The organism is Streptomyces thermovulgaris, assembly GCF_002155915.1.
GTDB lineage: Bacteria > Actinomycetota > Actinomycetes > Streptomycetales > Streptomycetaceae > Streptomyces > Streptomyces thermovulgaris.
On the sequence record NZ_MUME01000127.1, the window covers coordinates 1 to 25,970 of the forward strand.

Genomic DNA, 25,970 nt, shown 5'->3' on the forward strand with positions numbered 1-25,970 from the left:
GTAGACCGACGTGTCGATCGGAATCGCCACATAGGAGGCGATGAAACCGGCGGTGGCCAGCATCGACACCGTGAACAGCAGGGCCACGGTGCGCTCGGACCGCTTGGCCGCCCGCTCGTCGATGTCCTGGACCCGGGACTCGTGCGGCGGCAGGCCCGGGTCGGCGAACGGATTGCGCTCGTCCGCGACCGAGACCGCCCCGCGCCCGCGCTCAACGGCGGCCTGCTCGGCAGGCAGGTTCTGCTCCGGGGTGTCGTGACTGCTCATGACCTCTTGGCCTTTGCGGTCCGGGCGGCCACCCAGACGGCGACCACGACGAGTCCACCGAGTCCGAAGACCCAGCCGAACAACCCTTCGGCAACCGGTCCGAGACCGCCCAGCCCCAGTCCTCCGGGATTCACGGTCTCGGGGCCGTTGACCGCGTTGAGGTACGCGATGATGTCCTTCTTGTTCTGCTCCGTCAGCACACTGTCGGGGAAGGCGGGCATGTTCTGCGGGCCGGTCAGCATGGCCTCGTAGATGTGCTTGTCGCTCACTCCCCTGAGACTCGGGGCGTACTTCCCGTACGTCAGCGCACCGCCCTTGCCGGTGAAGTTGTGGCACTGGGCGCAGTTGTTGCGGAACAGCTCACCGCCCTTGGCCGCGTCCGCGCCCTCGGGGTCGTACTGGTTCTTCGCCGGAATGGCCGGACCGGGGCCGAACGAGGCGATGTACGCGGCCATCCGGTCGATCTCGGCCTGGGTGTAGATGTTCCTCTTCTGCGGGATCTGCGGGCCCGGCTGCTGGGCCGGCATACGGCCGGTGCCCACCTGGAAGTCGACCGCCGCGGCGCCCACGCCCACCAGGCTGGGACCGTCGGCGGTGCCCTCGCCCTCGGTGCCGTGGCAGCTGGCGCAGCCGACCTGATAGAGCCTCTCGCCCTCTTCGATGGCGAGGGACTGGGCGGTCTCCTCGGCCTTCGCCCTGCTCGCGGGCGCGAACGCGGTGTACAGCCCCCCGGTGCCCGCCAGCGCGAGGAGCAGGACGACGACCGCCGCCAGGGGATGGCGTCGTCGCGCGGACAGCTTTTTCACGGATTACCCCGCTATCGGATTCCTGCGTCGATACTTCCAGGATGTGCACGGGAGCGTTCACGGCTAGTTGATCTTGTGGATCCCGGCGAGGGGCGAAGCGGCGCCGGCCGGTCACCGGTGTGCGCCGTCGTCCTTCCCGGGGGTCGTGGTCCCCGGTTCGCCCGGCGCCACGCACCGCGTGGCACGAAGTGCCCACGACTATTCCAGAGTCGGGGGTGTCAGCCGTGCTTCCGGCGCCGGAGCGGCACCGTATGGCGTAGTCGGCCGTGGCACGGGAGCGTATCGGCCGTCCCACGGCCGGCCCCGCACCTCCGTACGGGTGACGGCCGGCCGTCGCACCTCCCGCGTGCACCTGCCATGAGCACGCTGTGCCGCACCGGCGGCCGCGGCCGCGTCTCACGCGATCCGGCAATGCACTCGAACGGATGGAAAGATCGGCCGTTCGGCCGCATCCTCCCCGTCTGCGTGCGGTGATGCCGAAACAGCAGGAATAGGTTCCTCACAGCTGGTTGCGCGCTGCCCGAGAACAAGAGCGAGATGCGTGCCCGTCCGTGCTGCTGGAACCGCCGTGCTTTCGGTCATTGATTAAGGAATCTGATGGCGACACAGGCAACTGAGCCGGTCTCTCCCGTACCGGCGGTGGAACGCCGCACCAAGGGGCAGGTGATCGTCTCTTGGCTGACCACCACCGACCACAAGAAGATCGGGCATCTGTACCTGATCACCTCGTTCGTCTACTTCCTGATCGGCGGGGTGCTGGCGATGGCGATCCGGGTGGAGCTGGCCCGCCCGGGTCTGCAGTTCCTGTCCGCCGAGCAGTACAACCAGGCGTTCACCATGCACGGCACCATCATGCTGCTGCTGTTCGCAACGCCGACGTTCGCCGGCTTCGCCAACGCGGTCATGCCGTTGCAGATCGGCTCGCCCGACGTGGCGTTCCCGCGGCTGAACATGCTGTCGTACTGGCTGTTCGCGCTCGGCTCCCTGATCGTGCTCGCCAGCTTCCTCACCCCTCAGGGCGCCCCCGACTTCGGCTGGACCGCCTATACCCCGCTCAGCGACAAGGAGCACACCCCGTATCTCGGCGGCGACCTGTGGATCATGGGACTGGCGCTGACCGGGTTCGGCACCATCCTCGGCGCGGTCAACTTCATCACCACGATCATCTGCATGCGCGCCCCGGGCATGACCATGTTCCGGATGCCGATCTTCACCTGGAACGTGCTGCTGACCTCGGTGCTGGTGCTGCTGGCCTTCCCCGTGCTGGCAGCCGCCCTGCTCGCGCTGGAGGCGGACCGTCACTTCGGCTCCCACATCTTCAACGCCCAGAACGGCGGGCCGATCCTGTGGCAGCACCTGTTCTGGTTCTTCGGCCACCCGGAGGTCTACATCCTGGCCCTGCCGTTCTTCGGCGTGGTCACCGAGATCATCCCCGTGTTCTCCCGCAAGCCGGTCTTCGGCTACATGGGTCTGGTCGGCGCGACCATCACCATCACGGGTCTGTCGGTGACGGTGTGGGCCCACCACATGTTCACCACCGGTGCCGTGCTGCTGCCGTTCTTCTCCTTCATGACGTTCCTCATCGCCATCCCCACCGGGGTGAAGTTCTTCAACTGGATCGGCACCATGTGGAGGGGCTCGCTGTCCTTCGAGGCTCCGATGCTGTGGGCGATCGGCTTCCTGGTCACCTTCCTCTTCGGCGGGCTGACCGGTGTCGTCCTCGGCTCGCCCCCGCTGGACTGGCACGTGCACGACAGCTACTTCGTCGTCGCCCACTTCCACTACGTGCTGTTCGGCACCATCGTCTTCGCGATGTTCGGCGGCTTCAGCTTCTGGTGGCCGAAGATGACCGGCACGATGCTCGACGACCGCCTGGAGAAGGTCCACTTCTGGACGCTGTTCGTCGGCTTCCACACCACCTTCCTGGTCCAGCACTGGCTCGGCGCCGAGGGCATGCCCCGCCGTTACGCCGACTATCTGGCCGCGGACGGCTTCACCGCCCTGAACACCGTCTCCTCCATCGGCGCCTTCCTGCTGGGCCTGTCGACCCTGCCGTTCCTGTACAACGTGTGGAAGACCGCCAAGACCGGCAAGAGGGTCAAGGTCGACGACCCCTGGGGCTACGGCCGCTCCCTGGAGTGGGCGACCTCCTGCCCGCCGCCCCGGCACAACTTCGTCACCCTGCCGCGCATCCGCTCCGAGTCCCCCGCCTTCGACCTCCACTACCCGGACGTCGCGGAGGTGGACCAGGCGGAGAACCTCGGACGGCGCGACGTCGTGGAGGCCAAGGAGCACAAGGACACCCGGCGATGAGCGTGCAGTGCCACGGCGTCATGGGCCGAACGGTGGTGTCACGGCGTCAGGAAGGGTGATCCCGCAGGCTGCTTCCGGCCGGCCGGGAGTACCGCCCTGCGTGGCCGGTACGGCCCCCGCACACGCCGGCCGGGTGCGGCGGTGGGGGCGACGCCCCGCATGACCGCCGCCTCCGCGCCCCGGTCGCGGACCGACGTGCCTGCGGCGCGCCTGCAGAGCGAAGGGCCGGCCCCGGCAGGGGCCGGCCCTGTTCCTTCGTCTCCGGCGTCCACGGCGGGCCGCGGACATCGTGGTGACCGCCCCGGTCACCATTCCCCGACCCTGGACGGCGGCCGGCGGAATCGACCGGGACGAAGTCCCTCGCCGAGCCTGCCCCACTCGATGCCGGTCACGGCCGTGCCGGCCACCCGGTCGGCGAGGGAGCGGTGGCCGGGAAGGAGCACGGGCAGCGCATTGCCCAGGAACAGCACCACCGCGGCCATCCAGACCAGCACCGACAGCACGATCTGCCCCTCGACCAGCAGAATGCAGGCGACGGCGTAGACGGCGACGTCGGCCGCCGTGGTCACTGCCGCCCTGAGCGCCGCCCGGCGCGGACGACGCGGGGTGACCCGCAGCCCGGTCAGCCCCTTGCCGAGGGTCCGGCCGAGCAGGGCCAGGCACGCCCACTGGTAGAGGAAGGTCGCCACGATCAGCAGACCGAAGGCCTGCTGGACGTAGAACACCGAGGTGTTCCACAGCGACAGGCCCAGGTTCTCGGAGGCGGCGATCACGTCACCGCGCGAGACCAGCAGGTCGAGGCCGCCGCGGGTGGCGAGGGCGGGCACGTCGGTGACGAGCGTGGAGATCCGCTGGAAGGTGAGCACCGCAAGCCCCCAGGCCAGCAGGACCACCAGGGCGAAGTCGATGGACCAGGCCACGGCCCGGCGAAGCCTCAGCATGTGTGTGTCCCCCCTGAACCTCATGTGCCGACGGATCAGGGTAGTGACCCGCTTCGCGGGACGTGCAAAGAGCCGGGGGGAGCGTTTCCACCCGGTGACATGGCGACCCGCCTCGTGCCATGACGGCCGAAGCGGCCGTCGCCGCCGCCTTCGCGAGCCGCCGGTCACGCCGTGGTGCCGGGTCCACATCGGCGGCCGGGGCCGAGACGGTCTCGCGGTCTGTGCGAGTCCGGATCGAAAGCCGCCTCGCCGCCCTCGCACGAGAGCGGGAGACACAGCCCGGCAGCGTGCGCGACCATGACCGCATGGACGTCGTCGAGCTGCTCGAGTCGGCTTGTCTCCTCGTCCCGGAAGAGGCCGCCACCGAGAACGACATCTCCGTGCAGGACGTCTGGGACCATCTCGCCCACGACGAACTCGCCCACGACGAATGGCAGACCGCGCTGAACCTGCTGGAGGAACCCGGAGACGGGCAACCCCTGCCCTTGACGCTCTGGGAGCAGCTCGCCGAGGCGGCCGGGCGACTCGGCTTCGAACGGAGCGCGGCCTGGTGCCACTGGCGGTGTTCCGAGATCCGAAACGGAATGACTCCGCCCGCTCCCGCCTCCACGCTGAGAGGCGGAGGGGCCGGCAAAGCGGTGCGGTCGTGCCGCGGGCCCGTGTCGCCCCGAAGTCCTGGGTCAGTCCCGTGAGTTGCCGAACAGCAGGCGGTAGGCGACAAGCAGCACGAGGGCGCCCGCAATGGCCGAGGCCCAGGTCGCGAGGTCGAAGAACTCCCGCTGCACCGGCCGGCCGAGGAAGGTCGCCGACAGCCAGCCGCCCACGAAGGCACCGGCGATGCCGATGAACGTCGTGCCGACGCAGCCGCCCGGATCACGTCCGGGCAGGACGGCCTTGGCGATCGCTCCGGCGAGAAGCCCCAGTACCAGCCACGCGACGACACCCATCTTCCCCAGCGCTCCTTTCCGCGGTCCTTCCGCACTTCTGCGGACACACCCCGGGCAGTGTAGGTTCTACAACCTTGTAGAGAAAGTGGCGGGAACGTGGAGGTGAGCGACGAGACGCGGGGACGGGGCATGGGAGTCCTGAGCGCGTCCCCACGGCGTCTATACGATGTCCGCTCGGAAAACGGACGGCAGCGGAGGGGAGACAGGGGCGTGGCGGAGCAGCGGCAGCGTTCCCGCAGACGGGGGCGGGGCGAGCTGGAGGCACTGGTCCTGTCGGCGCTGCGGGAGGCGGAGGGCCCGGCGACGGCCGGCTGGGTGCAGGAGCGCCTGGGCGGAGACCTCGCCTATACGACCGTCGTCACCATCCTGACCCGGCTGCTGGCCAAGGGCGTGGTCACCCGGGAGCGGGTCGGCCGGTCCTTCGCCTGGACGGCCGCGTCGGACCAGGCGGGCCTGGCCGCCCGGAAGATGCGCAGACTGCTGGACGCCGAGAGCGACCGGGAGGCGGTGCTGGCCAGTTTTGTCACCGGTCTCGAGCCGGACGACGAACGCCTGCTGCGGGAATTGCTGGGGCAGACCAGGGACGAGTGGAAAGACTGAGACATCATGGGGATGTTCGTCTTTCTGCCGTTGGTACTGCCCCTGACGGCATGGCCGATCGCGCGCCTGGCCGAGCAGCACCTGCATCCGTGGACCGCGACCAGGCTGCTGACCGGGATGGCCGCGGTGATGGCGACGTGCAGCACGGTGTGCCTGGGCCTGCTGATGGTGGTCGGCACCGCCCAGCTGCCCGGCAACCCGCTGCCCGACGGCTGGTCGGACCCCCGGGTGCGCGAGGCGGTGCCGTACGACGAGATCGCCGGCAAGGCGGCGATTCCCGCCCTCTTCGCGGTGCTGGTGGCATGCGGCAGGACGCTGTGGCGGCACTGTCGGGTGCGCCGCCGCGCCCACCGTGCGCTGGCCGGGCTGCGGGACACGGAGGTGGCCGTCCTTCCGGACGACGTCCCCTACGGGTACGCGTTACCGGGTGGCCGGCGAGGTCGTGTGGTGGTGACCAGGGGGCTGCTGGACCACCTCGAACCGGCCGAGCGCCGGGCGCTGTTCGCCCATGAACGGGCCCACCTCGCCGCCCGCCACCACCGTTTCCTCCTCGCGGTCCAGCTGGCCGCGCGGGCCAACCCCTTCCTGCGTCCGCTGCGGACGGCGGTGTCGTACACGACGGAGCGGTGGGCGGACGAGGAGGCGGCCCAGGTGGTCGGCAGCCGCCGGATCGTGGCGCGCGCGATCGGAAAGGCGGCCCTGGTGTCCCGGGGCGCTCCGGGCACTGCGGCGGGCGCACTGGCGGGCTTCGCCGCGGTGGGACCGGTGCCGCGCAGGGTGGCGGCCCTGCTCGGCCCCGCCCCGACGACGCGTTCCTGGCCCTCGCTGTTCACCTCGGTGGGGCTGGCGGCGTGGGGAGCCGCCGCGGGGACCGCCGCGTCGGCGATGTCGTCCGCGAACTCCGCCGTGACGATGGTCCTCATCCTGCACGCCACCACGCCTCTTTGATCCGGCCCTTGCTCCGGTGTGCCCGCTCCCGGATTCGCTCCGGTGGGTCCGCCCCGGCGAGGCAGGACCGGAAGAGGTTCGTGGGGCCCGCGTGGCGGAGAGGTCACGGCCGTGCGGGCCCCGGTGGCGGTGGGACTTCCGGCGGGTGCGGCGCGGGTGCGGCGAGCCGGCCTCCGGAAGGAAGGTCACGTCGTCGTCCCCGAGGACCTGACGCGCATCCCGCCGTACCCGGCCGAGCGCATCCGCCGCTTCGGCGCATGCTCCCCCATGGGTTCGGCGACGATCCGGCCGCCGGCCTGTGCCCGGACGCCGGCCTCACCGCGCTGCGCGGCCGGGCCGTGGACGAGTGCCGCGGCAACCGGGCGTGAGCCCCGACGGCGTGGGGCCGTCAGCCGCGGTAGTGATCGGCGACCGCGGCGAAGGCGGCCTTGGGCTCCCAGGGCAGGCCGGGGTACGTGTCGCCGTGGCGGTCCTCGAGGACCTTGACGATGCCGAGGCTGGCGAGGTCGAGGTCGTCGCGGGGATCCCCGCCGGGGCGGTGGGGCAGGTCGTAGAGCGCGAAGAGGAACACGAAGGCACTGTCGACGCCCTCGCTGTCGAAGATCTCCAGCAGCTCGCTCAGGTATGCCGCCTGGCCGGCCTCGTCGCGCTCGTACTCCCCGGTCAGCCGGAGCGGCGCACCGGTGGCCGCGTCGGTCTCAAGAATGTCCATGCTGCGGGGCGCGACGTCACCCGCACCGCGCCAGGTGGCGGTGCCGAAGCCGGTGATGGCGACCGGTTTGGGCTGTGCGACGAGGCTGCGCACGCCGTCCCGGAATCGGTCGGCCACCTCCGCGGACCGGATGAGTTCGAAGGTCCTGAAGTCGAACAAGTCCCAGTCGACGCCCTCGAACTGTATGGCGGCGTAGGTGACCTTGCCGCGGAAGCGCTCGCGGACCACCGCCACGGCCTCGCGGAGGAAAGCGTTGACACGGGCACTGGCTGCGGCGATTCTCTCGGGCCGGCGGGCCGGGTCGCCCAGCAGCCAGCCGAGCCGTTCGTCGATGCTGTCGCCTTCGAGGAACCCCCGGTTCATGACGCTCAGTTCAACGCCGGTGACGAACACGACCTCGGCCCCCTGCGTCCGGAGTCGCTCGGCCCGCTCCGCGCAGTCGGTGATCAAGGCGAGGATCTCATCGGCCGTCAGTTCCAGCGGGTAGGGCGAGAACCAGATCTCCAGTCCGAGCTCGGCGGCACAGCGGGCGGCGAACTCCAGGCGCTCCGGGTCGCCGCCGGTGATGTGGACGGCGTTGCAGTGGAGATCGTCGCGGATGATGGTCAGCTCCTTCCTGACCAGGTCGGGGTCGAAGCGTTCCCGGGAGTTGCCGCCGTTGCGGATGAAGCCGGTGTCGTAGCAGATGCCTTTGGCTCGCATGTGTCTGGCCCTTCTGTTCTGGCGAGGGCTCGAGCGCAGAAGCAAAAGTTGCGTGCACGCAAGTTTGCGTGCACGCAATTTTACGTGTGCGCACTCAGGCTGGGATACTGCGAGGGTGACGACACGACGGACCGGGCTGCGCGAACAGAAGAAGCAGGCCACCCGGGTGGCACTGCGTGAGGCGGCACTGCGGCTGGCGCTCGAACGCGGGCCCGACAACGTCCGTGTCGACGACATCGCAGAGGCCGCCGGGGTCTCGCCGAGGACCTACAACAACTACTTCTCCAGTCGTGAGCAGGCGATCGTCGCCGCCGTCACCGCCGAGCGAGAGTCACGGGTCGCCGCAGCGGTCGCGGCCAGGCCCGCCCATGTCCGCCTCGCCGACGCCTTGACCGAAGCGGTCCTGGAGCAGTACACCGAACCACGTGATCACGACAAACTGCTGCTGATCACCACCAGTCCCACGCTGTGCGACGCGTTCCTGGACGCCACCACGGCGATCGAACATCCCCTTGCCGCCGTGATCGACCAGCGTCTCGGTGGCGCCGGTACGCTCACCGCACGCGTGCTCGCCGCCGGCGTGGCCGCCGCGGTGCGGGCCGCTCTCCAACAGTGGCTCCGGCCTCCGGCCGCACCCCCTGCGACGGGCGGGCTTGTCGTGCCGTCCGGCTCGCTGCCCGATCTGCTCCGCTCCGCGCTCGCCGCACTCGCACCCGCGTTCGACGCCGCCGAGGAACAGGCGCAACAGCGCTCGCATCAGGGAGTCCGTTCCCCCGACGGCTCCGACCCGGCCGGGTGACGCGCTGCCGTTTCGAGGGAATCGACGGCGCCTCGACGGCGGCCGCCCCTGCGCGCATCGCCCTGCTCGCATCCCGGGAGGCGCCGCTCCTCGGGCCGTTCTTCTCCGTCATGAACTGAGTCCGCATCGTCGATGCGGACTCCTTGACGCGGTCCCACAGGACCGTGAGAACTGCCGTGAGAACTCCGTGCGTGCCGGGAGGGTGCCCGGACCGGGTGGCTCCGGACAGCGGTCTTCTCCGGCATTCTCCGGCACGGGCGAACAGCGAAGGTGAAGGAAAAGAAGAAAAAGGTGAAGAAGGAGATGGGGAAGGCCGCCCGCGGGGAGCGGCGCCATGCGTCCGCCCACTCCCCGCTCGGACGTTCCTCGTCCGGCTCCGGAGCCGGACGTCAGCCCTCGTCCTCCTCGTCGCCCTCGAGGAAGTCCCCGATCTCGTCGACGACTTCGGCCGCGACCAGGCCGCCGGCGACACCGACCGCGAGCCCGGCGGCACCCGCGGCGATGGCGGTGCCCATGCCGGGACCGGAGCGGTGGGAGCCCTCGTGGGGGTGATGATCGCCGTACCCGTGCCCGGCGTACGGGGCGCCGTGCCCGGCGTACGGAGCGCCGTGACCGTATGCGCCGTGGGCGCCGTACGCCGCCCGGTTCTCGAGCATCTGGCGGATCCAGCCGTCCACTTCCGCGGTCCAGTCACGGGAGTCGTGGTGGCCGACGGTGAAGCGGGCGAGGGCGTCGTGGCCGCCGGAGAAGAGACCTCCGCGCTTGTCGGCCTCCAGGACGACCTCCATGCCGCCCGGGTGGGCCAGGAAGGTCACCTCGACCTCGTTCACCTGGTGCGCGTACTGCGGGGACGGGGTGAGCTCGATCTCCTGGTAGAAGGGCAGCTGCTGCCCGGTGCCGCCGATGTGCCCGTACTCCAGGTCGGCCGACTTGAAGCCGAAGCCGAGCCCGCCGAACGCCTCGAGGATCGCCTCCTGGACGGGCAGCGGGGCGATGGTCAGCGGGTCGAGGTCGCCCTTGTCCCTGGCGCCCGCCACCGCCAGCTCGGTGCGCACGCCGAGCACGATGCCCAGCGGCTGTCCGTGCAGTTCGGTGATCGGAGTCTCCCACGGCAGCGTCACACTGAACGGCACGCTGCGCTGCTCGCCCTCGGCGAGCCGGAAGCCGCCGCCGACGGTGAACCGTTCGAAGGCGATGACACCCTCGCTCTCGCCTCCCTCGTGCTCGGCCTCCACCCGGGCCACCAGCTCCAGGGTGATGTGCTCGATCTGGAAGTCGGCCTTGCCGCCCTTGAGATGAACCTGACCGGTGAGCGCACCGCCGGGCCGGGCCGGACCCGGGTCGAGGACCGTGTCGACGGTGGGGCCGCCCACGCCGAGCGAGCCGAGCAGTCGTTTGAACACCATGGTGGCGTCCACTCCTTAAACGTGCATGTGTTTCATGAGGGCGGTGCCGCCCGCCCCCGAGGCGCGCGGCACCACGACGGTACGCGGGCCGGTCACTTGGCCGCGTCGAGGGCGGCCAGGGCCTGGGCCCAGCGGACGTACTTCAACTCGGCCAGATCCGCCACGGTCTTGACCCCGAACGCCTCCTGCAGCAGTTCACCGTCGCGCTCGGACACCCCCTTCAGGGCGGCCACCGGGGCGGCCAGTATCTCGGGCAGGCTCTTGTCCGCCCATGCCTTGTCCAGCACCTTGTCCAGGTCGATCGAGGCCATGTGAGTCAACTCCACAAGTGCGAGGCCCGGTTCACCGGGTCTTCTACAAACACGTAGAAGCATAGGGCGGTCGGGGAGAAGGAGGAGACCGGTCGGGGCCGACACGTCGGAAAAGGCCGAAAACGCTGGGTTGCGGAATCGACGGCGGCGTGCTCTTCCGGCCCGTCTTCCGTGCTCCCGGAAGGTCCGGGGCCGTCCCCCCGGATCGGACCGGCCCCGGCGGAGGACCGCCGTGCCGGTGGGTCCTCACCGGCCCTCACCGGCCTTCACCGGTTCCCGGCCGTCTTCACCGGTTCTCGCCGGTCTTTCCTGGCTCTCGCCGGTCCTCACTGCCGGCCTTTCACGCGGATGCCCTTCCTCAGGAGCTCTCAAGAGCGCATCCCGAACAGGAAACGGGTCACCCGGGTGCGGCGGACCAGCAGTTCGTACAGGGCGAAGGTGAGGGCGAAGGAGATCGTGACGAGAGCGGCGTACTTGACCGGGACCGGTGCCGACCAGCCGACCACGACATAGGCGACGGCGACCACGACCGGCTGGTGCAGGACGTACAACGGCAGTGCGGCGACGGCGAGATGACGCCAGAGGCCCCGGCCGCGCGGCCGGGGCGCCGCAGCCGGATCCGGGGACTCCGGCGGGCGCTCGAGCCGCCGGCGGTCGAGCAGACCGGGCAGGGCGAGGACCAGACACCATCCGGCCGCGCCGAACAACGCCCGTGAGACGGTGGCCAGGACCGTCGTGTCCGTCATGGGCTCGTCGGCCAGGGCGAAGCCGGGGCCGGACGCCGCGAACAGCGCGACGCCGAGCACGGCGGCGAGCCTGGCCTCTCGCCGCATCACGGCACGGAAGCGGTCGTCCGCGGCGAACGTGAAACCGGCGAGGAAGAACAGCAGGTACGACCAGCGGTGCCAGCCCGCGTACTCCTGCTCCATCCGGGCGAAGGCGCAGATCGCGGCGAAGACGAGAGCCGGCGCGAGCACCGTGCCGGGCCGGTGCAGCACCGTGTGCGCCAGCCGGTCGCCGATACGGCGCACGGGCGCGTGCGGCAGCCACCGCACGAGCGGCGCCAGCAGGAGGGAGAACGTCAACAGCAGGACGACGAACCAGAGATGGCCGGTCTCGAAGTGCTCGCCCTGGAGGAGGAAGGGGAACTGCGCGGGCTCCAGGCGCACCTCGTAGAAGCGGGGCAGGAAATCGAGGTACGACACGTGGTGGCCGGCGCCGGCCGAGCGCAGCCGCAGCCATTGCGGCAGCGGGTTCAGCACGAGGGTCGCGAAGACCAGCGGCACTCCCAGCCGCAGCAGCCGTTCCTTGGCGAAGCCGCCCGGTCCGCGGCGGCGCAGCGAGTGCCAGGCGCCCAGGCCGGAGACGAGGAAGAGCAGCGGCATGGCCCAGACGACCGCGAACCCGGCGGCGATCAGGACGACTTCGGTGGTCTCGGTGTTCTTGACATAGAAGTCGTCGTCGGCGGCGAACACGAGCGCCGCGTGGAAGAAGACCAGTCCGAGCACCACCAGCACCCGGATCGTGTCCAGCTCCGGCCGCCGCTGCGGTGCCGCCGGCCGTGCCGGTTCCCTGGGCGTCGCCATGCCCGCTCCCCCCGTCGCCCCTGTCCGCACCAGTGTCGGGGAACCGACGGCGCGGCACCATCCCCGCGCCCGGCGTCGCTCCGTCGGCCGCCGTACGGACCGCCGGTCCGGCGAGGACACCGCGCAAACCGAGACAACAGACCGCACTCGAGGCACTGTTGACGCGTTTCACCACGTGTTCCTAGGCTCCCTCGCCGTCGGCTCCGACACGTTCGGCGGAATCCCCATCCGCCCGTCCGGATGCGGCCTTGCACGGCCGCCTTCTTGACGCCGGGTCAGGAGCCGCTGCTCGACCGCACCACTTGCACCGTCCCGTCCCCACCCTTCCGGGAGGAGCATGTGAACAGACGTCGTGCGACGACCTGGACCGCCTCGGCACTCGTCACCACCCTCGCCCTGACCGCCGCGCTCGCCGGCCCCGCCACCGCGGCGCCCGGCAAAGCGTCCGCACTCGCCGCCCCGGCGCAGACCCGGACGGGCGCGGTCGCCACCGCGACCCGCCCCGTCACGCACGAGGAGAACGACCGTGTCCCCAAGGGGGCGGTCTGGACCCAGCACTACTTCCCGTCCTCGGACGGCTCCGGCACCGAGCTGCACGCCGACGTCCTGCTGCCCGAGAAGCTGCCGAAGGGCCGGAAGGTACCCGTCATCCTGTCGGTCGGCCCCTACTTCGCCCACGCCGGGCAGACCGGCCCCGAGGGCTGGGCGCACACCGGTCCCTCGTCCCGTTTCCTGGACTTCATCGAGGGCACCGACCTGTTCAACCGCGGCTACGCCTTCGTGATGGTGGACCTGCGCGGCTTCGGCGGCTCCACCGGCTGTCTCGACTGGGCCGGCCCCGGCGAGCAGGCCGACGTCAAGGCCGCGATCGACTGGGCCGCGAAACAGCCGTGGAGCACCGGCGCGGTCGGCATGTACGGCAAGTCCTACGACGCCGTCACGGGGCTGATCGGCAACAACCTGGGCCAGAAGGCGCTCAAGGCCGTCGTCGCCCAGGAGCCGGTGTGGGACATGTACCAGTACATCTACTCCAACGGCGTGCCCCGACCGAACGTCACCGGCACCGCCAACGCCTACAACTCCATCGCCACGATGCCCCCGATGCCGGACGACGACCCTCGCTACCAGGCCAACGCCCGGTGGGAGGAGACCCACCCGGAGTGCCTGACGCAGAACGCGGCCGGGTACCGGATCGCCGACCAGTGGGACAAGCACTGGCGTGACCGTGACCTGGCGAGGCTGGCCAGGAACAGCCGCACTCCCCTGTTCGTCACCCAGGGCTTCATCGAGAACAACACCAAGCCCGAGGAGATGCAGGAGTACCTCGACAACCACGTGGGTCCCGAACGCGGCTGGCTCGGCCAGTGGGACCATGTGCGCGGCGGCGACCGCACCGGCGACGGCCGCCTGGCCATGGGACGCGAGGGCTGGTACGACGAGGTCCTCTCCTTCTACGACCAGTACCTCAAGGGCATCAAGCCGAAGGTCCGCTACCCGGCCTACGCCGTGCAGGACTCCACCGGCTCCTGGCGTGCCCAGCCCACCTGGCCGGTCGTGCGGAGGTCCGTCGTCCGCTCGCTCGGCGGCGGCTCGTACGTGGACGACGGAGGTGCCTCCGGCCGCGCGGCCCTGACCGCGTCCGGTGAGCCGGCACCGCCGGCGAGCGTGCCGCAGCCGTCCGGGACGTGGGACATGGAGAACGCGCCCGCGACCGACCCGGCCGCGCCGAAGGCCCTGCCCGAGAACCTGGCGAGGCTCCAGAAGGCGGGGAAGGTCACGTCGAGCTTCTTCGTGTGGTCCACGCCGCTCAAGCGGGCCGTGCGCATCACCGGCACCCCGAACATCTCCCTGACCGCCAAGGGAGAGGGCAACATCATGCTCAAGCTGTACGACGTCGCCCCGGACGGCACCGCCGTCATGTTCGACGAGCAGGTCTCCCTGCTGCGCCGGGGCCGGATGTCCGTCGATCTCAAGGCGACCGACTGGACCCTGGCGGCCGGGCACGTCCTGGCCGTGGAGATCGGCTCCATCCAGACCGGCTCGTGGCGTGCCACGCCCTCCGGGGAAACGATCAAGGTCAGGGGTGTGCAGCTCAGGCTGGCCCTGGACGACCCGGCCCGTGACATCCCCACCGCCGGCGAGCGCGCACCGTTCCTGGACACCTATCTCCGCCAGTACACGGTGAAGCTGCCGATCGGTCCGGCGACGTTCACGGTGGTCCCCGGCGGCCGTCTCTGATTCCCGGGCCGGCGCCGGCACCGAGGCTCCCGGGCAGGCCCCGGGACCCCGGCCGGCGCCGGCCCGCCCCCGCCCTCCCTATCCGGCTTCCTCGCAGGTCAGAGCTCCTGTGCGCCCCTTCGTGCGCCCTTTTCCGCCCAGGTCTTCCGCCTGTCCCCCGGACGCCGGGCACCCGGTGATCGCCGGACGCCCGGACACCGACGGTGGCCGCCCCGTAGCCGGAGCGGTTGCGGATCCCCCCGGTTGGGGGACGCTGGGAGAAGAGCTCGACCCGTTCGGACGGGGGGACCACTCGGGAGGCTTCATGTACAGCAAGGCCACGATCGCAGGTCACCCTATCCATCCCATGCTGATCGGCTTCCCGGTCGCCTTCTACACGGGAACCCTCGTGGGCTTCGCCGTGTACGCGGCCACGGGAAGCACGTTCTGGCTCAATCTGGCGATCGCGCTGAACGTCGTGGCCGTCGGCAGCGCGCTGCTCGCCGCAATCCCGGGATTCGTCGACTGGACGTTCGGCATTCCGCACGGCTCGGCCGCCAAGAGCGTCGGCCTGGCCCACGCCGGCCTCAACGTCATCGCCCTCGGGCTGTTCGCCATCAGCATGGGGACGTACGTCACCCGCTGGAACGATCCGACCACCGGGGTCGCCCTCGGTCTGGGACTGGCCTCGGCCGGTCTCCTCTGCACCCTCGCCGCCGGCTTCCTCGGCTGGATGCTGGTGCAGGACTACCACATCGGTGTCCGTCTCACCCCGACCCAGGAACGCGACGAGATCACGGTGCAGAGCGCGCACCCGATCGGCACCCACCGGCATCAGCACCCTGTGGCCTGACCTGCGGGGCGCCGACATGACGCGACGGATCGTCTGCCGCCGGATCTACGAGGAGGCCTCGCCGCAGGACGGCAAGCGGGTGCTCGTCGACCGGGTCTGGCCGCGGGGCATGCGCAAGGAGGACGCGCACCTGGACGAGTGGCTGCGCGAGATCGCCCCGTCCAGCGAACTGCGCCGCTGGTACGGCCACGATCCGGCCCGTTTCGACGAGTTCCGCCGCCGCTACCGCGCCGAGCTGCGCGACGCGGAGCACCGCGAGGCGGCCGAACACCTGCGGGACCTCGCCGCCCATGACCGGCTCACGCTGCTGACCGCCACCAAGGACGTGGACCACAGCCAGGCGGCCGTCCTGGCCGAATGGCTCACCGGCCCCGGGTCCGGACGCTCCGGCGCCTGAACCCGGGGTTGCCGGCTGTCCGTAGCGCGGGCTGCCGACGGCCCGGCGCGGCCGTCAACCACGGTGGGTGACGGGTAACAGATGATCGTACCGGACGGTCTGTGAACCAAGGCGGTGAGGTTGCGCACTGGTGGGGTTCTCCGGTAGCTAATGGGCTCACGCTTTCACGCTGCTGTTACGGGGGGTTGCGTGTTCGAAGGCGAGAATCCGGCATCGGAGGGGTGTCTCCCTTCGAACGCGGGCGGGAGCACCGGCGACTTACCGGGCGGCAACCCGGTCACAACGCGTTACGACCTGATCGTGATCGCCGTCTCGGGTGTCCAGCAGTTCATCACGGAGTCCCGGACCACATCCGATCTGAGCGCCGGCAGCGCCATCGTCGCGCGACTGTCCGCACGGGCCGCGCGGGAGTGCGCGAGCCGCGGCGCCCGTCTCGTGTTTCCCGCCGTCATGCCGCCGGATCAGGACTCAGGCGCACCGATCACACCGTGCAATGAAACAGCGGACTCCCTTGGCGTCCCCACGGTGCCCAACCGCATCGTCGCGCTCACGCCCGAGGGAAAGGGTGCCGAGGTGGCTGCCGCCGCCGACCACGCCGTACGGCAGGACTGGGCGGGACTGGTGCGCAAGGCACTGGGCAGGCCCGCGGCGACTCCGGGCATGCCGAGCGTCCAGTGGGTCAGCGTCCCGGCCTCGATCGGGGACTACGCACGGCAGTGGGAGGAGGCACAGCGCCTGCTCGTCGCCCGCAAGCGCATCCGGGCCTTCGACGCGGTGGAGGAGCCGGACCGGGATCTGTGCTCGCTCAGCCCCCGCTGGCCCGCCGAACCGAAGCCGCCGAAGGGCGTTCCGGCCCATGAGCGGGACCGGCTGGCGGCGGCGAACTGGGTGAAGCGGCGCTATCGCCACATCGGCGGCGCGGGAGACGACGGCGGCCCCGGCGAGGTGCCCAAGGGGTTCCCGTCGACGAGTTCGATCGCCTCGGCTCCCTTCCGGTCCCGTGTGCTGGACAAGATGAACGATCAGCGGGTGTCCCGAGCGGTGTCCGCGCTGCGCGCGGCCGTACAGGTCCTGGACCGCGGACGGGAGCAGCCGCCGGCCGCACTGGCGGCCAAGGCACCGGCGACAGCGGACGGCCGCTGGCTGGTCGGTTCGGCGGGCCGCTGGGTCTACCAGGACGCCTGGCAGGAGGATGTTCTTGCCAGGGAGTTCCCGTCGGTACCCGTCCAGGAGCGTACGAGGGCCGTCGCGAACGGCGTGCAGGCCGTGCGTGCCTTGCACACAGCACTGAAGGCGCCGAAGGACAAGGACGTGCCTCCGCCGCTCCCCCATCTCGCGGTCGTCGTGCAGGACCTGGACGGCATGGGGCGTTTCCTCGGAGGCGAGATCGCGGGAAGCCGTCGGCGGAACACGGTCACGGAGGCGTGGCACCGGGAGGTGTCCGAACGGCTGTCGGTGCTGGCCCGGGAGACATGCGAACTGCTGGAGGGGAGCAACTATTTCGGTGTCCCGGTCTACGCGGGCGGCGACGACCTGCTGGCCTTCGTCCCCGCCGCGTACGCACTGGCTGCCGCTCGGGCCGTCCGGGACGCGGTGCCCAAGACCCTGCTGCCCACCGCGAGCACGGCCGTTCTCTTCTTCCACCACCGCTCGCCCCTGCAACGGGCGGTGAGCGAGGCCCAGCATCTGCTCGAAACGGCGAAGAAGCAGATCGAGGGGAAGAACGGGCTCGCCGTGGGATATCTGCGCCGCTCGGGCGTGCGCGAGCAGTCGCTTCAGGCGTGGACGCGTACGGCGGACGGGCGCGGCCCCGTCGAGGACTTCGAGGAGTTTCTCTCCGGCCCACCGGGAAGCGGGAGCGGCGAGGCCGGGAGGCTTTCGCTGCGGCTCGTGCAGGACTGCGTGCGCGACGAGGCGGAGCTGGTGAGCCTGCCCGATGACCTGTTCGCGGCGGAGATACGGCGTCTGGTGACCCGTCATGGCGGTACGCGTGCGCAGGCGGATGCCCTGTTACGGCTGGCGGCTGCGGAGAGGAGCCGTCCGACGCCCGGCAGGCGCGTTCCTCGGCTTGCCGAGCCGGTGAAGGTCGCCGCGTTCCTGCGGCAGGAGTGCGCGGGAGGCGGGGCATGACCCGATCGGTGTGGCTGGCGTTCACTCCCCGCGACTCGCTGTTCATTCGTGACGGGCGGGTGTTCGACGCGGGCGCGGACAACGTGGCCCGGGCGGTGTGGCCGAGTCCGAGCACCATCGCGGGCGCGGTCGGTGCCGCGTTCGGCCGGGAACCGGTCGAAGTACGCGGTCCGGTGCTGGCCCGCCGTTCACGCAGAGGGAGATGGACCCCGTACTTCCGTACGCCGGCCGATGTCGTCGCCGTGGGCGAGCACGAAGTGGCACGGCTGAGCCCGCGGGACATGCCCGAGGGCTCCACCACCGACCTGGGCGCAGTGCGTTCCTGGCTCGGCGCGGCCGGGTCGGTGGGGATGGAGCAGCGCTGGGGAGGGTGGCTGCCCGGTGACGAGATGCGGCGCTACCTGGCCGGAGAACTCACCGCACGGGTGACGCCCGCCGGCGGGATACGGCACCTGGACCAGGATCCCGCACAGACCGAACCGCACGTCGGCCTGGCCCGCACCGAGAACCGCACGGCGCGCACCGGATTCCTCTACCAGGCGGCGCACCTGCGCCTGGCCGAGGGGTGGGGCTTTCTCGCGGAGTGCGTCCTGCCCGACGACTGGGGCGAGGTCGAGCCACGGCGGAGCGTGCAGTTCGGTGGGCGCGGGCGACAGGCGTGGGTCGAGGTCGCGGACGCGGTGCGGTGGCCGGCGCCTCCGTCGGACGAGAGGGCGTTCAGCGGCGGCCGGGTCGCGGTGTACGTGGCGACACCGGCGTTGTGGCCGGGGGGCTGGCGGATTCCGACGCCCGAGGGAGCGGAACTGGTGACCGCCGCCGTGGGCGACGCCGAGCCCGTTGCCACCGCCACCCCCGGCCCGAGAGGCGGACGTCCGAACAACCGCATGCTGCGCTGGGCGGTGCCGGCCGGGTCGGTGTACTGCCTGCGGTTCGCGGACGCCGCCACGGCGCGCGCCTGGGCACTGGGCGGTGCGCACGCACCCGGCGCGCATGGCACGGCGTACGGGCGGGAGCGTGAGGACCGGCTGCGCACGGCCGGTTTCGGAGTGGTGTTGACGGGAGTGTGGACATGAGCCGGGCCCAGCACGAGTGGCTGCTCTACCTGTACGCGGAGTCCCCGCTGCACGCCGGAGCGGCCGATGCCTCCGGGGTGATCGACCTGCCGATCCAGCGCGAGGCGGGAACCGGCTACCCGGTGGTGTGGGGCCAGAGTCTCAAGGGCGCGCTGCGGCAGGCCGCGCGCGACGACGACTGGGACGCGGACACCCTGCGAACAGTGTTCGGCTCGGACCCTCCGTCCGGGGCGGCGCCGGGTGAGGGCGGCGCGGACACGGCGGCCCGTACGGAGGTCACGGCAGAGCAAGGAGCGTTGACCGCGGGTCTGCTCGCCGTCGGCGACGCCCAGCTCGTCGCGCTTCCCGTCCCCACGCTCCAGCACACGTTCGCCTGGGTCACCTCGGATCTCGCTCTGGCACGGCTGGCCCGCAAGTATCTGGCCCTGCCCGAGGAGATGCGTCCGCCGATCGGGCCACCGGAGCGCACCCTGGGCGGCGTGGCCCTGGCCGCGCACACGGAATGGTGCGGAAAGGGCCGTGACGAGGTCCTCGGTCCGCTGGTGGTGCCGCTCGCGGAGAAACCCGATGCCACGGCGGCCGCCTGGGCGGAGCGGATCGCCAGGGACGGGATCAGCGAGGACGGCGTGTTCAAGCCGTTCGCCGACAAGCTGAAGCGGGATCTGCTCGTCGTCGACGACGACGTGATGCCCGAGCTGAACCGCGACTGCACGGAAGTGGTCGCGCGGGTCCAGCTGAACAGCGGCAAGACCGTGGAGCACGGCCCGTTCTACAGCGAATACCTCCCGGCCGAGACGCTGCTCGTCGCCTCCCTGACACTGCGCGCGTCGGAGCTGTCCGAGCTGGTCGTCGACGAGGTGAGGGAGCTTCTGCACGGACGGCAGATCCAGATCGGAGGCGACGAGACGATCGGCAAGGGACTGGTGTGGTGCCGTCTCGTCGGCGCCGGCGTCGAGAGCGCGGTGGATGCGGCATGAGCGCGGCCAGAAGGGTGGACCAGGCCATGGCCCTGGCCGCCAAGGACATGCTCCCCGAGAAGATCGGCAAGGAGTTGCGGACCCGCTACCGGCAGCTTCCGGTGATGCTGCACACCGCGGGGCTCGCCGCCACCTACGCGTTCGTCCTGTCGAAGAAGGACAACAGCGAACTCGGGCCCGCTTACAGGAAGGTCGCCGACGGAATCCGCAAGCACATCGGCGACCGCGCCCTCATCGGCGGAAGGACCCGCTGGGAAGACGACTTCGAACTGCTCGAAGCTCTCGCACAGGCGGACCGGTCGGACTACATGCGCGCGTCGGCGGAGATCTCCGCACTGGCCACCTGGCTCAGCCGGCTCGCCGAGGCCCGCTTCCGCGATGCGAACGCCGACTCCGGCACGGCAGACGGTGAGCCCCGGCCGTCCGGGAAGGAAACCACGTGAGCGAGAGGACGAACAGTGCGCAGGGGCCCAGCAAACCCGTGGGCCCCCTCTCACAGGCCGTCTCGCTCAGCGACAGCGGCGGCCTGCGCACACTCGGCGGTGGCAGGAAAGGCAGCGGCAGGGGCGCCAACCCCCTGATCGTCCTGCGCCGCACCGCGTTCCTCACCTGGACGCAGGGCCAGGCCGAAACCGACAGGAAAGCCAGCAGCGACAAAAGAGCGGTCCAGCGCCTGCTGCGCTGGGCCGACCAGACCGACCTCGGCCAGGACGCGAAGCTCATCGCCTCGGTCCATGCCCGCCGCACCCGTAGCCTGCTCGCCCTCCAAGAGCGCGGCCACACCGTGGTCCGCTTGCACGCCCGAGTCCAGTGGCGCCTGATCACCGGTATGGGGGCCAAGGACAACGCGCATGAGATCGGCATCGCCCTGCACGGCACATACGGCTGGCCCGTGCTCCCCGCCGCCGGACTGAAGGGGATGACGGCGGCCTGGGCCGCACGGAACACCACCGACACCGCGGCGATCGACGCGGTGTTCGGCACGCCGCGCCCGGCGGGCAGCGCGCCCGGCACGCTCACGGACGGCACGACCGGGGACCTCCCCCTGAGCCCTGCCCCCGCCGGCACCGCTTCCGGTGAGGCGTCCCGCGGCGGCGTGCTGTTCCTCGACGCCTTCCCGACCGAGGTGGCGACCGTGCAGCGCGACGTACTCACCCCCCATGCGCAGCCGTACTACGAGGCGGCGGAGAAAACCCGCAACAACGAGAACCGAGCGACGGGCGACAGCGGCGCATCCGTGTCGTTCGCACCACCGGCGGAACACCACAACCCTGTGCCGGTCCCCTTCTTGACCGTGCAGGGAGCCACGTTCGCCGTGGATCTCGTCGGCCGCGACGCCGAGGCCGTCCACTGCGCCAAGCGCTGGCTGAGCGACGCGGCCGACGCACTGGGCGCGGGAGCGAAGACCGCCGCCGGCTACGGCTATCTGAAGATCGACGACGACCCCGACTGGCCCCATCACCCGAAGCTCCTGCGAAAGGCTGACCGACCGTGACCCTGCACCTCGTCTCCGTCGGCTCCAACCTCCTCGACGCACTGGAAGCACCCAGCAGGATTCGCGATCTCGACCCCGACCTCGCCGACGCCATCCGCGAGGAGTCCCCCACCCGCATCCTCTCGGACATCGCCGGAACCGACAGCACGGCCGCGGCGGCCGAACTCGCCGCCTGCCTCAGCGCCGGCACCGACCAGCACCGGCATCTGGCCCGGCTCGTCCAGGAGATCAGCCCCGGACGGTGGCCCAGCGTGAGCAGCGCCGAACTGGACACCCTCACCCGCGTCCCAGGCGGCCAACGTCACCTGGCTGGGGGCGATGTGGCCGTCCTGCTCGCGACGGACACCGTCGACGGTCTCACCGCCGCGCTCTGGAACGCCCTCGCCCTCACCGGCGGGGACCTCGACCGCGTGGAGTACCTGGACGGACCCGCCGCCCCTCCCACCGCCCCGCGGGGACGCGCCCTCATCGTGCGCGTGCCGGGCCTCGACTCGCGTACCGAGAGCGACTTCACCCGCGCCATGGAAGGGCTCGGAACCCTCGGTCGCACCCTGGTCACCAAAGTCGCCGCCTCCGGGGACGAGAACTTCCTCTTCCACCTCTCCGGCGGCTACAAGGCCGCCGTCCCCTACCTGATCGGTCTCGCCGAAGGGCTGCGCTCCCTGCCCAGGAAGGGCGCCGTGCAGGCATTCATGCTGCACCGCGACACCCAAGGGGACGCCATCCGGCTGCCGTTGCGCAGGATGAACCTGAAGCTCCTGTACAAGGCACTCGGTCCCTTCCGGGACAACGGCAGGACCGCGCTGCGCCCGCCGGACGACCGGGTGTTCGAGGGGTACGCCTATGACAGCACCGCCGACGGCACCGGCTTCGAACTCACCGCGTTCGGTGCGGGCCTGCTCGCTCTCATCGGACGTCCAGAGGAAGACCTGGGGCTGTGAGCGCTCTCGCCCACCTGCCTTCGCAGCTCCACCCCTTCCGGGACCGGCTGACCGCAGGCGTGCTTCCCGCCGCACGCGCCACCCGCCCCGGCGACTGGGAGACACGCGACAGCGATGCCTTCCAGGCGGCGGACATCATTCCGCTCCTCAGGCCTCTCCTGCTGCTGGAGGGGGCGCCCCATGCCGACCGGGACGCCATGGAAGAGGCCCTGGGCCAGGTCGAGTTGTCCCGCACCCGGTTGATCACCTTGCTGTTCAGCCCCGACCACGTCCTGGAGACCATCGCCTCCGCCTTCGTCGCGGAGGGCCACACACCCGAGCCGGCACGGGTCTGGTCCTGGATGTGCTGGATCACCGAAGCCGCCCACCGTCAACTGTGCGCCAGTACGGCCCCGGACGCGCACCTGATGCGCCCGCTCGCCCACCGCTTGCGTTTCCTCGTCCTCAGCGAGCCCCTCAGACACAGAGAGGATCCGGTCTGGGCGGGAGATCCAGGGGAGTCCGCCGACCCCTGCGGCAACACCTTCGGATACCGGACCTGGTCCCTGCTCGTCCTGAGGGCCGAGGAGGCCCGCCGGGACTGGCTGGCCGTCCTGAACGCCTACCAGAGCAGCCCGCTGCTCTCCGGTGTCGGCAGCGACGCACTCGACGCGGAACTCGTCCTGACCGTCGCCGACAACTGGTCGCGCCGCAGCCGCTTCTCCAGCAGTCACCATCCGCTGGACGAGCCGGCCGAGCCGACCGTGCGCGACAACGCGGTACTCGGCCACATCGTCCACCGCCACCTCCTCCCCCGCTTCCGGATCCTGCACGTCACCCGCCTGGCTCCCCCGGCCGGACGCGACCACTGGCGCGCCGCCGTCCTCACGCTCGCGACCGCCGCGCTTCTCGCCGCCGTCGTCGGGGGATTCGCGAGCGGCTACTGGTTCCACACGGGAGCGGCGCTCGCGGGCCTCGCGTATGCCGTCCTCGTCACCGGTGTCGTCAAGCAGGGTCCGCTCTGGGCCGCCCAGTGGCTGCTGCGCTACCCGGCCGCCGCCGCGTTCGGGCTGTTCGCGCTGCTCGCCCTTCCCATGAACTGGTGGTCCGACCCGCACCCCCGTTGGGGCATCGCCGCATTCGTCCTCGTGGCGGGCGCGTTGGGCTATCTCGTCGTCGAGGTCCGCAACCACAACGTGAGCGGCCGGCAAGCCTTCTGCCGCGCGCTCGGTGTCCTCTTCATCGGCGCCGTCCACGCCTTCCTGCTCTCCTTGATCGTCCTCGTGTTTGTCGCGGCCACCTACACCGAGTCCGCCCCCGATGGCGACGGCCGCATCCCGATGCACCAGTTGTGGCACACCACCGGACTCGCCTGGCAGGTCCTCGCCCTGGCCACCGCCTGGTCACTCGTCGTCGGCGTGTTCTCCCAGATCCTCTGGGACGACCGCCCCATCACCGCTCCTCTGGCCCATCTCACCTGGAACGACGGAGGCTGACGTGCCCTGGACCACCCTCGCCCTCCAGACGACCACTCCGGTGTTCAACGGCCATGACGACGAGGGCGCCGGCATCCGCGTCCCCTCGCTGCGCGGCGGCATGCGCTACTGGTTCCGGGCCCTTGCCGGAACGGTCGTCGGCGACGACCTGCGCCTGCTGGCCGCCCTCGAACACGAAGTGTTCGGCGGCACCGGCCACCAGTCCCCTGTCGTGCTGCGCATCCCCGACCCACCCCGCACGGCCGACCGCGCGGAGGCGAGGTTCCTCGGTGTGAAGGGCGGTGAGCACATCCAATACCTCCTCGGCCAGGGCCTCTACGAAAGGACCCCGAGCAAGCGCCCCGCCCACGAAGGCCTGACCCGGTCCTTCGTCGCCGCCGAAACCGACTTCCACCTGGACCTTCGCTTCACCCCGGGCACCTCCGAGGCCGCCGCGTCCCTCGCCCTGGCCTCCCTGTGGCTCCTGTGCACGTACGGGGGCATCGGCGCACGCGTCCGCAAGGGCTTCGGCGGACTGCGCATCACCGGCGTCAGCGGTGGCACGCTGCCCGGCGACTGGACCCCGGACGACCTCCTCACCCCCGGCCTCGCCTACTACGAAGGCCTCGACCGGCTCACCGCCGACCACGGTGCACTGGCCCGTCACCGCACCTGGCTCGCCGCCCTGAAGGCGGCACCGGACGACCTCGCCACCCGTCCCGATCCCTGGCGCGGAACCCGGCCCACCTACCCCGTCCTCGGGCAGCACACCGCCGCGGCTCTGCGCCCGCGCCCCGCCACCTGGCCGACCCTTCTGATCACCGCCGGCAAGGAATGGCGCCACTTCCGGGCGAGCGAGGGCCCCTCGGAGACCGGTGGACGCATCCACACCCCCGAGTACAGGAAAGTGATCCGCGGCAACAGCGACCACTTCCCGCTGGGCGCCCTCGGACTGCCCATCACCTTCTACGACGGGAGGAACAAGGACACCGTCAACGTACGGAACGGCGCCGAACACCTGCGCCGGGCCTCACCGGTGTGGCTCCGCACCGTCGGTACCGACCGCACACGGCGGCAGCTGTTCTCGTTCGCCTTCCTCGGCGCGTTCCTGCCCCAGGACGACAAGGAACTGCGCGTCCGCCTGGGCGAGCGCACGCTCCAGGTCACCGACCAGGACCTCCACGACCGCGCCATGACCTGGCTCGACACGATGCGCAAGGGCGGGACGTTCGTCCGCACCGACCCGGAGTAGTGACATGCCCGCCACCCTCGTCCTGCACCTGCGCACGATCCGGGCCTGGAGCCCGAGCACCCGTCAACTCCACGGTCTGGCCTGCGCATTGTTCGAAGGAGACGACGCCGACCACACTGCTCAACAGAAACCGTTCACGATCCAGCAGCCCACCGCGCAGTCCCCGACCGCACTACGGCTGCGAGCGACCTGGTACGGCACGGAAGCCGTGCCCGGCACCGCGCTGGAGTCCCGGCTCCTGCGTCTGGGCAACACCAGGTGCCAGGTGGTCCGCACCGAGCTGCGCACCGAGTCCTTCGCCGCCCTCGCCTCAGCAGGCGCCACGACACGCGCGACGTTCACCTTCCACTCTCCCACCTACTTCCAGCGCAGCGGCGAACCCGACCTCACCCCCGACCCCGCCCTCATCCTCGGCAGCCACCGCCGCAGCTGGAACACCGGCGTCGGCCCCGACTCCCCCCTGTGGATCGACGACACCGCCTGGCAGGACCTCCAGGGCGCCCTGCGCATCGACCACTTGAACCTGACCACGACCACCCGCGACTCCGGCTACAACCGCCTCCGCACGGGCTTCACCGGCACACTCACCCTCCGCCTCTCCCTCACCGCCCCACCCCACACCGCCCACCTCCTCGCGACCTTGGCCCGCTTCGCCCCGTACGCCGGAACGGGCGCGGGCACGACGCACGGATTCGGGGCGACGACCAGCGTGGTGGAGGGACAGCGGGACCATGCGGCGCGATACGATTCCCCGAGGAGGTCAGCCCCACCACCTGCGCCTCAGGACGAAGACCGCCCTCGTAACCGGACAATGGCCTCCAGCCCCTTCAAGGCTCCTTCTCG

Annotated in this window: 23 protein-coding genes and 2 pseudogenes; 17 read left to right on the forward strand and 8 right to left on the reverse strand. The window is 70.9% G+C overall.

Translation table 11 applies throughout. The features are described 5' to 3' along the window. Together CCN35_RS12870 and qcrC are read right to left on the reverse strand one after the other, a co-directional pair. Positions 1-267: pseudogene (locus CCN35_RS12870) on the reverse strand (cytochrome bc1 complex Rieske iron-sulfur subunit); the annotation flags it as partial. Further along, positions 264-1,073 (reverse strand): cytochrome bc1 complex diheme cytochrome c subunit, encoded by an 810-nt coding sequence (gene qcrC, locus CCN35_RS12875; protein WP_067394280.1) that lies wholly within the window; start codon positions 1,071-1,073, stop codon positions 264-266. The gene qcrC and the pseudogene CCN35_RS12870, both read right to left, overlap by 4 nt. 597 nt (positions 1,074-1,670) lie before the next feature. On the opposite strand from qcrC, the gene ctaD reads away from it, so the two are divergent. Next, a complete protein-coding gene (gene ctaD, locus CCN35_RS12880; RefSeq protein ID WP_079129717.1) occupies positions 1,671-3,386 on the forward strand; it encodes an aa3-type cytochrome oxidase subunit I in 1,716 nt (571 codons plus the stop codon). A gap of 305 nt (positions 3,387-3,691) precedes the next feature. On the opposite strand, the gene CCN35_RS12885 is transcribed toward ctaD, so the two are convergent. Further along, the gene (locus CCN35_RS12885; protein ID WP_086792709.1) at positions 3,692-4,327 is read right to left on the reverse strand and encodes an RDD family protein; all 636 of its coding nucleotides are present in this window, start codon (positions 4,325-4,327) and stop codon (positions 3,692-3,694) included. A gap of 305 nt (positions 4,328-4,632) precedes the next feature. Here CCN35_RS12885 and CCN35_RS12890 point away from each other — a divergent pair. Then, positions 4,633-4,914, forward strand: a pseudogene (locus tag CCN35_RS12890) (hypothetical protein); the annotation flags it as partial. Between the two features lie 93 nt (positions 4,915-5,007). Here the strand turns inward: CCN35_RS12890 and CCN35_RS12895 are convergent. Beyond that, the gene (locus tag CCN35_RS12895) at positions 5,008-5,274 is read right to left on the reverse strand and encodes a GlsB/YeaQ/YmgE family stress response membrane protein (RefSeq protein ID WP_067394276.1); all 267 of its coding nucleotides are present in this window, start codon (positions 5,272-5,274) and stop codon (positions 5,008-5,010) included. A gap of 210 nt (positions 5,275-5,484) precedes the next feature. On the opposite strand from CCN35_RS12895, the gene CCN35_RS12900 reads away from it, so the two are divergent. Both CCN35_RS12900 and CCN35_RS12905 read left to right on the forward strand, forming a co-directional pair. Continuing rightward, positions 5,485-5,874: a BlaI/MecI/CopY family transcriptional regulator gene (locus CCN35_RS12900; protein ID WP_067394274.1), complete on the forward strand. Its 390-nt coding sequence runs from the start codon at positions 5,485-5,487 to the stop codon at positions 5,872-5,874. 6 nt (positions 5,875-5,880) lie between these two features. After that, positions 5,881-6,822: a M56 family metallopeptidase gene (locus CCN35_RS12905; protein ID WP_067394270.1), complete on the forward strand. Its 942-nt coding sequence runs from the start codon at positions 5,881-5,883 to the stop codon at positions 6,820-6,822. 388 nt (positions 6,823-7,210) lie between these two features. On the opposite strand, the gene CCN35_RS12910 is transcribed toward CCN35_RS12905, so the two are convergent. Beyond that, a complete protein-coding gene (locus CCN35_RS12910; protein ID WP_086792711.1) occupies positions 7,211-8,236 on the reverse strand; it encodes a glycoside hydrolase family 113 protein in 1,026 nt (341 codons plus the stop codon). 115 nt (positions 8,237-8,351) lie between these two features. Between CCN35_RS12910 and CCN35_RS12915 the strand changes: the two genes are divergently transcribed. Then, entirely contained in the window at positions 8,352-9,035 is a 684-nt protein-coding gene (locus tag CCN35_RS12915) for a TetR/AcrR family transcriptional regulator (protein WP_067394264.1), read from the forward strand. 389 nt (positions 9,036-9,424) lie between these two features. Here the strand turns inward: CCN35_RS12915 and CCN35_RS12920 are convergent, their stop codons facing one another. From CCN35_RS12920 to CCN35_RS12930, 3 genes are all read right to left on the reverse strand, one after another. Continuing rightward, positions 9,425-10,441 carry a sporulation protein gene (locus CCN35_RS12920; RefSeq protein WP_067394327.1) on the reverse strand — a complete coding sequence of 339 codons (1,017 nt, stop codon included), beginning with the start codon at positions 10,439-10,441 and terminating at the stop codon, positions 9,425-9,427. A 92-nt stretch (positions 10,442-10,533) separates the two neighbouring features. Next, on the reverse strand, positions 10,534-10,752 hold the full coding sequence (locus CCN35_RS12925) for a hypothetical protein (protein WP_067394261.1): 219 nt from the start codon (positions 10,750-10,752) through the stop codon (positions 10,534-10,536). A 368-nt stretch (positions 10,753-11,120) separates the two neighbouring features. Further along, the gene (locus CCN35_RS12930) at positions 11,121-12,338 is read right to left on the reverse strand and encodes an acyltransferase family protein (protein ID WP_086792715.1); all 1,218 of its coding nucleotides are present in this window, start codon (positions 12,336-12,338) and stop codon (positions 11,121-11,123) included. 339 nt (positions 12,339-12,677) lie between these two features. Here CCN35_RS12930 and CCN35_RS12935 point away from each other — a divergent pair, with 339 nt between their 5' ends. The 12 genes from CCN35_RS12935 to cas6 all read left to right on the forward strand — a co-directional run. Then, the gene (locus CCN35_RS12935; protein ID WP_169721351.1) at positions 12,678-14,576 is read left to right on the forward strand and encodes a CocE/NonD family hydrolase; all 1,899 of its coding nucleotides are present in this window, start codon (positions 12,678-12,680) and stop codon (positions 14,574-14,576) included. 304 nt (positions 14,577-14,880) lie between these two features. Next, positions 14,881-15,408: a DUF2231 domain-containing protein gene (locus CCN35_RS12940; protein WP_086792719.1), complete on the forward strand. Its 528-nt coding sequence runs from the start codon at positions 14,881-14,883 to the stop codon at positions 15,406-15,408. A 16-nt stretch (positions 15,409-15,424) separates the two neighbouring features. Next, positions 15,425-15,805, forward strand: a complete 381-nt coding sequence (locus tag CCN35_RS12945) for a DUF488 domain-containing protein (protein WP_086792721.1) — start codon at positions 15,425-15,427, stop codon at positions 15,803-15,805. A gap of 150 nt (positions 15,806-15,955) precedes the next feature. Next, entirely contained in the window at positions 15,956-17,935 is a 1,980-nt protein-coding gene (cas10, locus tag CCN35_RS12950) for a type III-B CRISPR-associated protein Cas10/Cmr2 (protein ID WP_086792723.1), read from the forward strand. Further along, a complete protein-coding gene (locus CCN35_RS12955) occupies positions 17,932-19,008 on the forward strand; it encodes a type III-B CRISPR module-associated Cmr3 family protein (protein WP_086792725.1) in 1,077 nt (358 codons plus the stop codon). Before cas10 ends, CCN35_RS12955 begins: the two co-directional genes overlap by 4 nt. After that, the gene (gene cmr4, locus CCN35_RS12960) at positions 19,005-19,985 is read left to right on the forward strand and encodes a type III-B CRISPR module RAMP protein Cmr4 (protein ID WP_086792727.1); all 981 of its coding nucleotides are present in this window, start codon (positions 19,005-19,007) and stop codon (positions 19,983-19,985) included. Before CCN35_RS12955 ends, cmr4 begins: the two co-directional genes overlap by 4 nt. After that, a complete protein-coding gene (gene cmr5 / locus CCN35_RS12965) occupies positions 19,982-20,428 on the forward strand; it encodes a type III-B CRISPR module-associated protein Cmr5 (protein WP_086792729.1) in 447 nt (148 codons plus the stop codon). The genes cmr4 and cmr5 overlap by 4 nt, the downstream gene beginning before the upstream one ends. Continuing rightward, on the forward strand, positions 20,425-21,480 hold the full coding sequence (gene cmr6, locus CCN35_RS12970; protein ID WP_143631532.1) for a type III-B CRISPR module RAMP protein Cmr6: 1,056 nt from the start codon (positions 20,425-20,427) through the stop codon (positions 21,478-21,480). The genes cmr5 and cmr6 overlap by 4 nt, the downstream gene beginning before the upstream one ends. After that, positions 21,477-22,421, forward strand: a complete 945-nt coding sequence (locus tag CCN35_RS12975) for a hypothetical protein (protein WP_086792733.1) — start codon at positions 21,477-21,479, stop codon at positions 22,419-22,421. The genes cmr6 and CCN35_RS12975 overlap by 4 nt, the downstream gene beginning before the upstream one ends. After that, complete coding sequence (locus tag CCN35_RS28355; protein ID WP_158100400.1) at positions 22,418-23,896, forward strand: hypothetical protein; 1,479 nt, start codon at positions 22,418-22,420, stop codon at positions 23,894-23,896. The genes CCN35_RS12975 and CCN35_RS28355 overlap by 4 nt, the downstream gene beginning before the upstream one ends. Position 23,897: 1 nt before the next feature. Further along, positions 23,898-25,127 (forward strand): type III-B CRISPR module RAMP protein Cmr1, encoded by a 1,230-nt coding sequence (gene cmr1 / locus CCN35_RS12980; RefSeq protein ID WP_158100401.1) that lies wholly within the window; start codon positions 23,898-23,900, stop codon positions 25,125-25,127. 4 nt (positions 25,128-25,131) lie between these two features. Continuing rightward, positions 25,132-25,970, forward strand: an 839-nt coding sequence (gene cas6, locus CCN35_RS12985) for a CRISPR system precrRNA processing endoribonuclease RAMP protein Cas6 (RefSeq protein ID WP_086792737.1), incomplete at its 3' end; no start/stop codon positions are given.

Coding starts and splice junctions, on each gene's coding strand:
- CCN35_RS12925 (WP_067394261.1), bottom strand. CDS start 10,752: ATGGCCTCGATCGACCTGGACAAGGTGCTGGACAAGGCATGGGCGGAC.
- ctaD (WP_079129717.1), top strand. CDS start 1,671: ATGGCGACACAGGCAACTGAGCCGGTCTCTCCCGTACCGGCGGTGGAA.
- cmr5 (WP_086792729.1), top strand. CDS start 19,982: ATGAGCGCGGCCAGAAGGGTGGACCAGGCCATGGCCCTGGCCGCCAAG.
- CCN35_RS12885 (WP_086792709.1), bottom strand. CDS start 4,327: ATGCTGAGGCTTCGCCGGGCCGTGGCCTGGTCCATCGACTTCGCCCTG.
- CCN35_RS12940 (WP_086792719.1), top strand. CDS start 14,881: ATGTACAGCAAGGCCACGATCGCAGGTCACCCTATCCATCCCATGCTG.
- cmr4 (WP_086792727.1), top strand. CDS start 19,005: ATGAGCCGGGCCCAGCACGAGTGGCTGCTCTACCTGTACGCGGAGTCC.
- CCN35_RS12930 (WP_086792715.1), bottom strand. CDS start 12,338: ATGGCGACGCCCAGGGAACCGGCACGGCCGGCGGCACCGCAGCGGCGG.
- CCN35_RS12955 (WP_086792725.1), top strand. CDS start 17,932: ATGACCCGATCGGTGTGGCTGGCGTTCACTCCCCGCGACTCGCTGTTC.
- CCN35_RS12905 (WP_067394270.1), top strand. CDS start 5,881: ATGGGGATGTTCGTCTTTCTGCCGTTGGTACTGCCCCTGACGGCATGG.
- cas10 (WP_086792723.1), top strand. CDS start 15,956: ATGGGCTCACGCTTTCACGCTGCTGTTACGGGGGGTTGCGTGTTCGAA.
- CCN35_RS12945 (WP_086792721.1), top strand. CDS start 15,425: ATGACGCGACGGATCGTCTGCCGCCGGATCTACGAGGAGGCCTCGCCG.
- CCN35_RS12895 (WP_067394276.1), bottom strand. CDS start 5,274: ATGGGTGTCGTCGCGTGGCTGGTACTGGGGCTTCTCGCCGGAGCGATC.
- CCN35_RS12920 (WP_067394327.1), bottom strand. CDS start 10,441: ATGGTGTTCAAACGACTGCTCGGCTCGCTCGGCGTGGGCGGCCCCACC.
- CCN35_RS12910 (WP_086792711.1), bottom strand. CDS start 8,236: ATGCGAGCCAAAGGCATCTGCTACGACACCGGCTTCATCCGCAACGGC.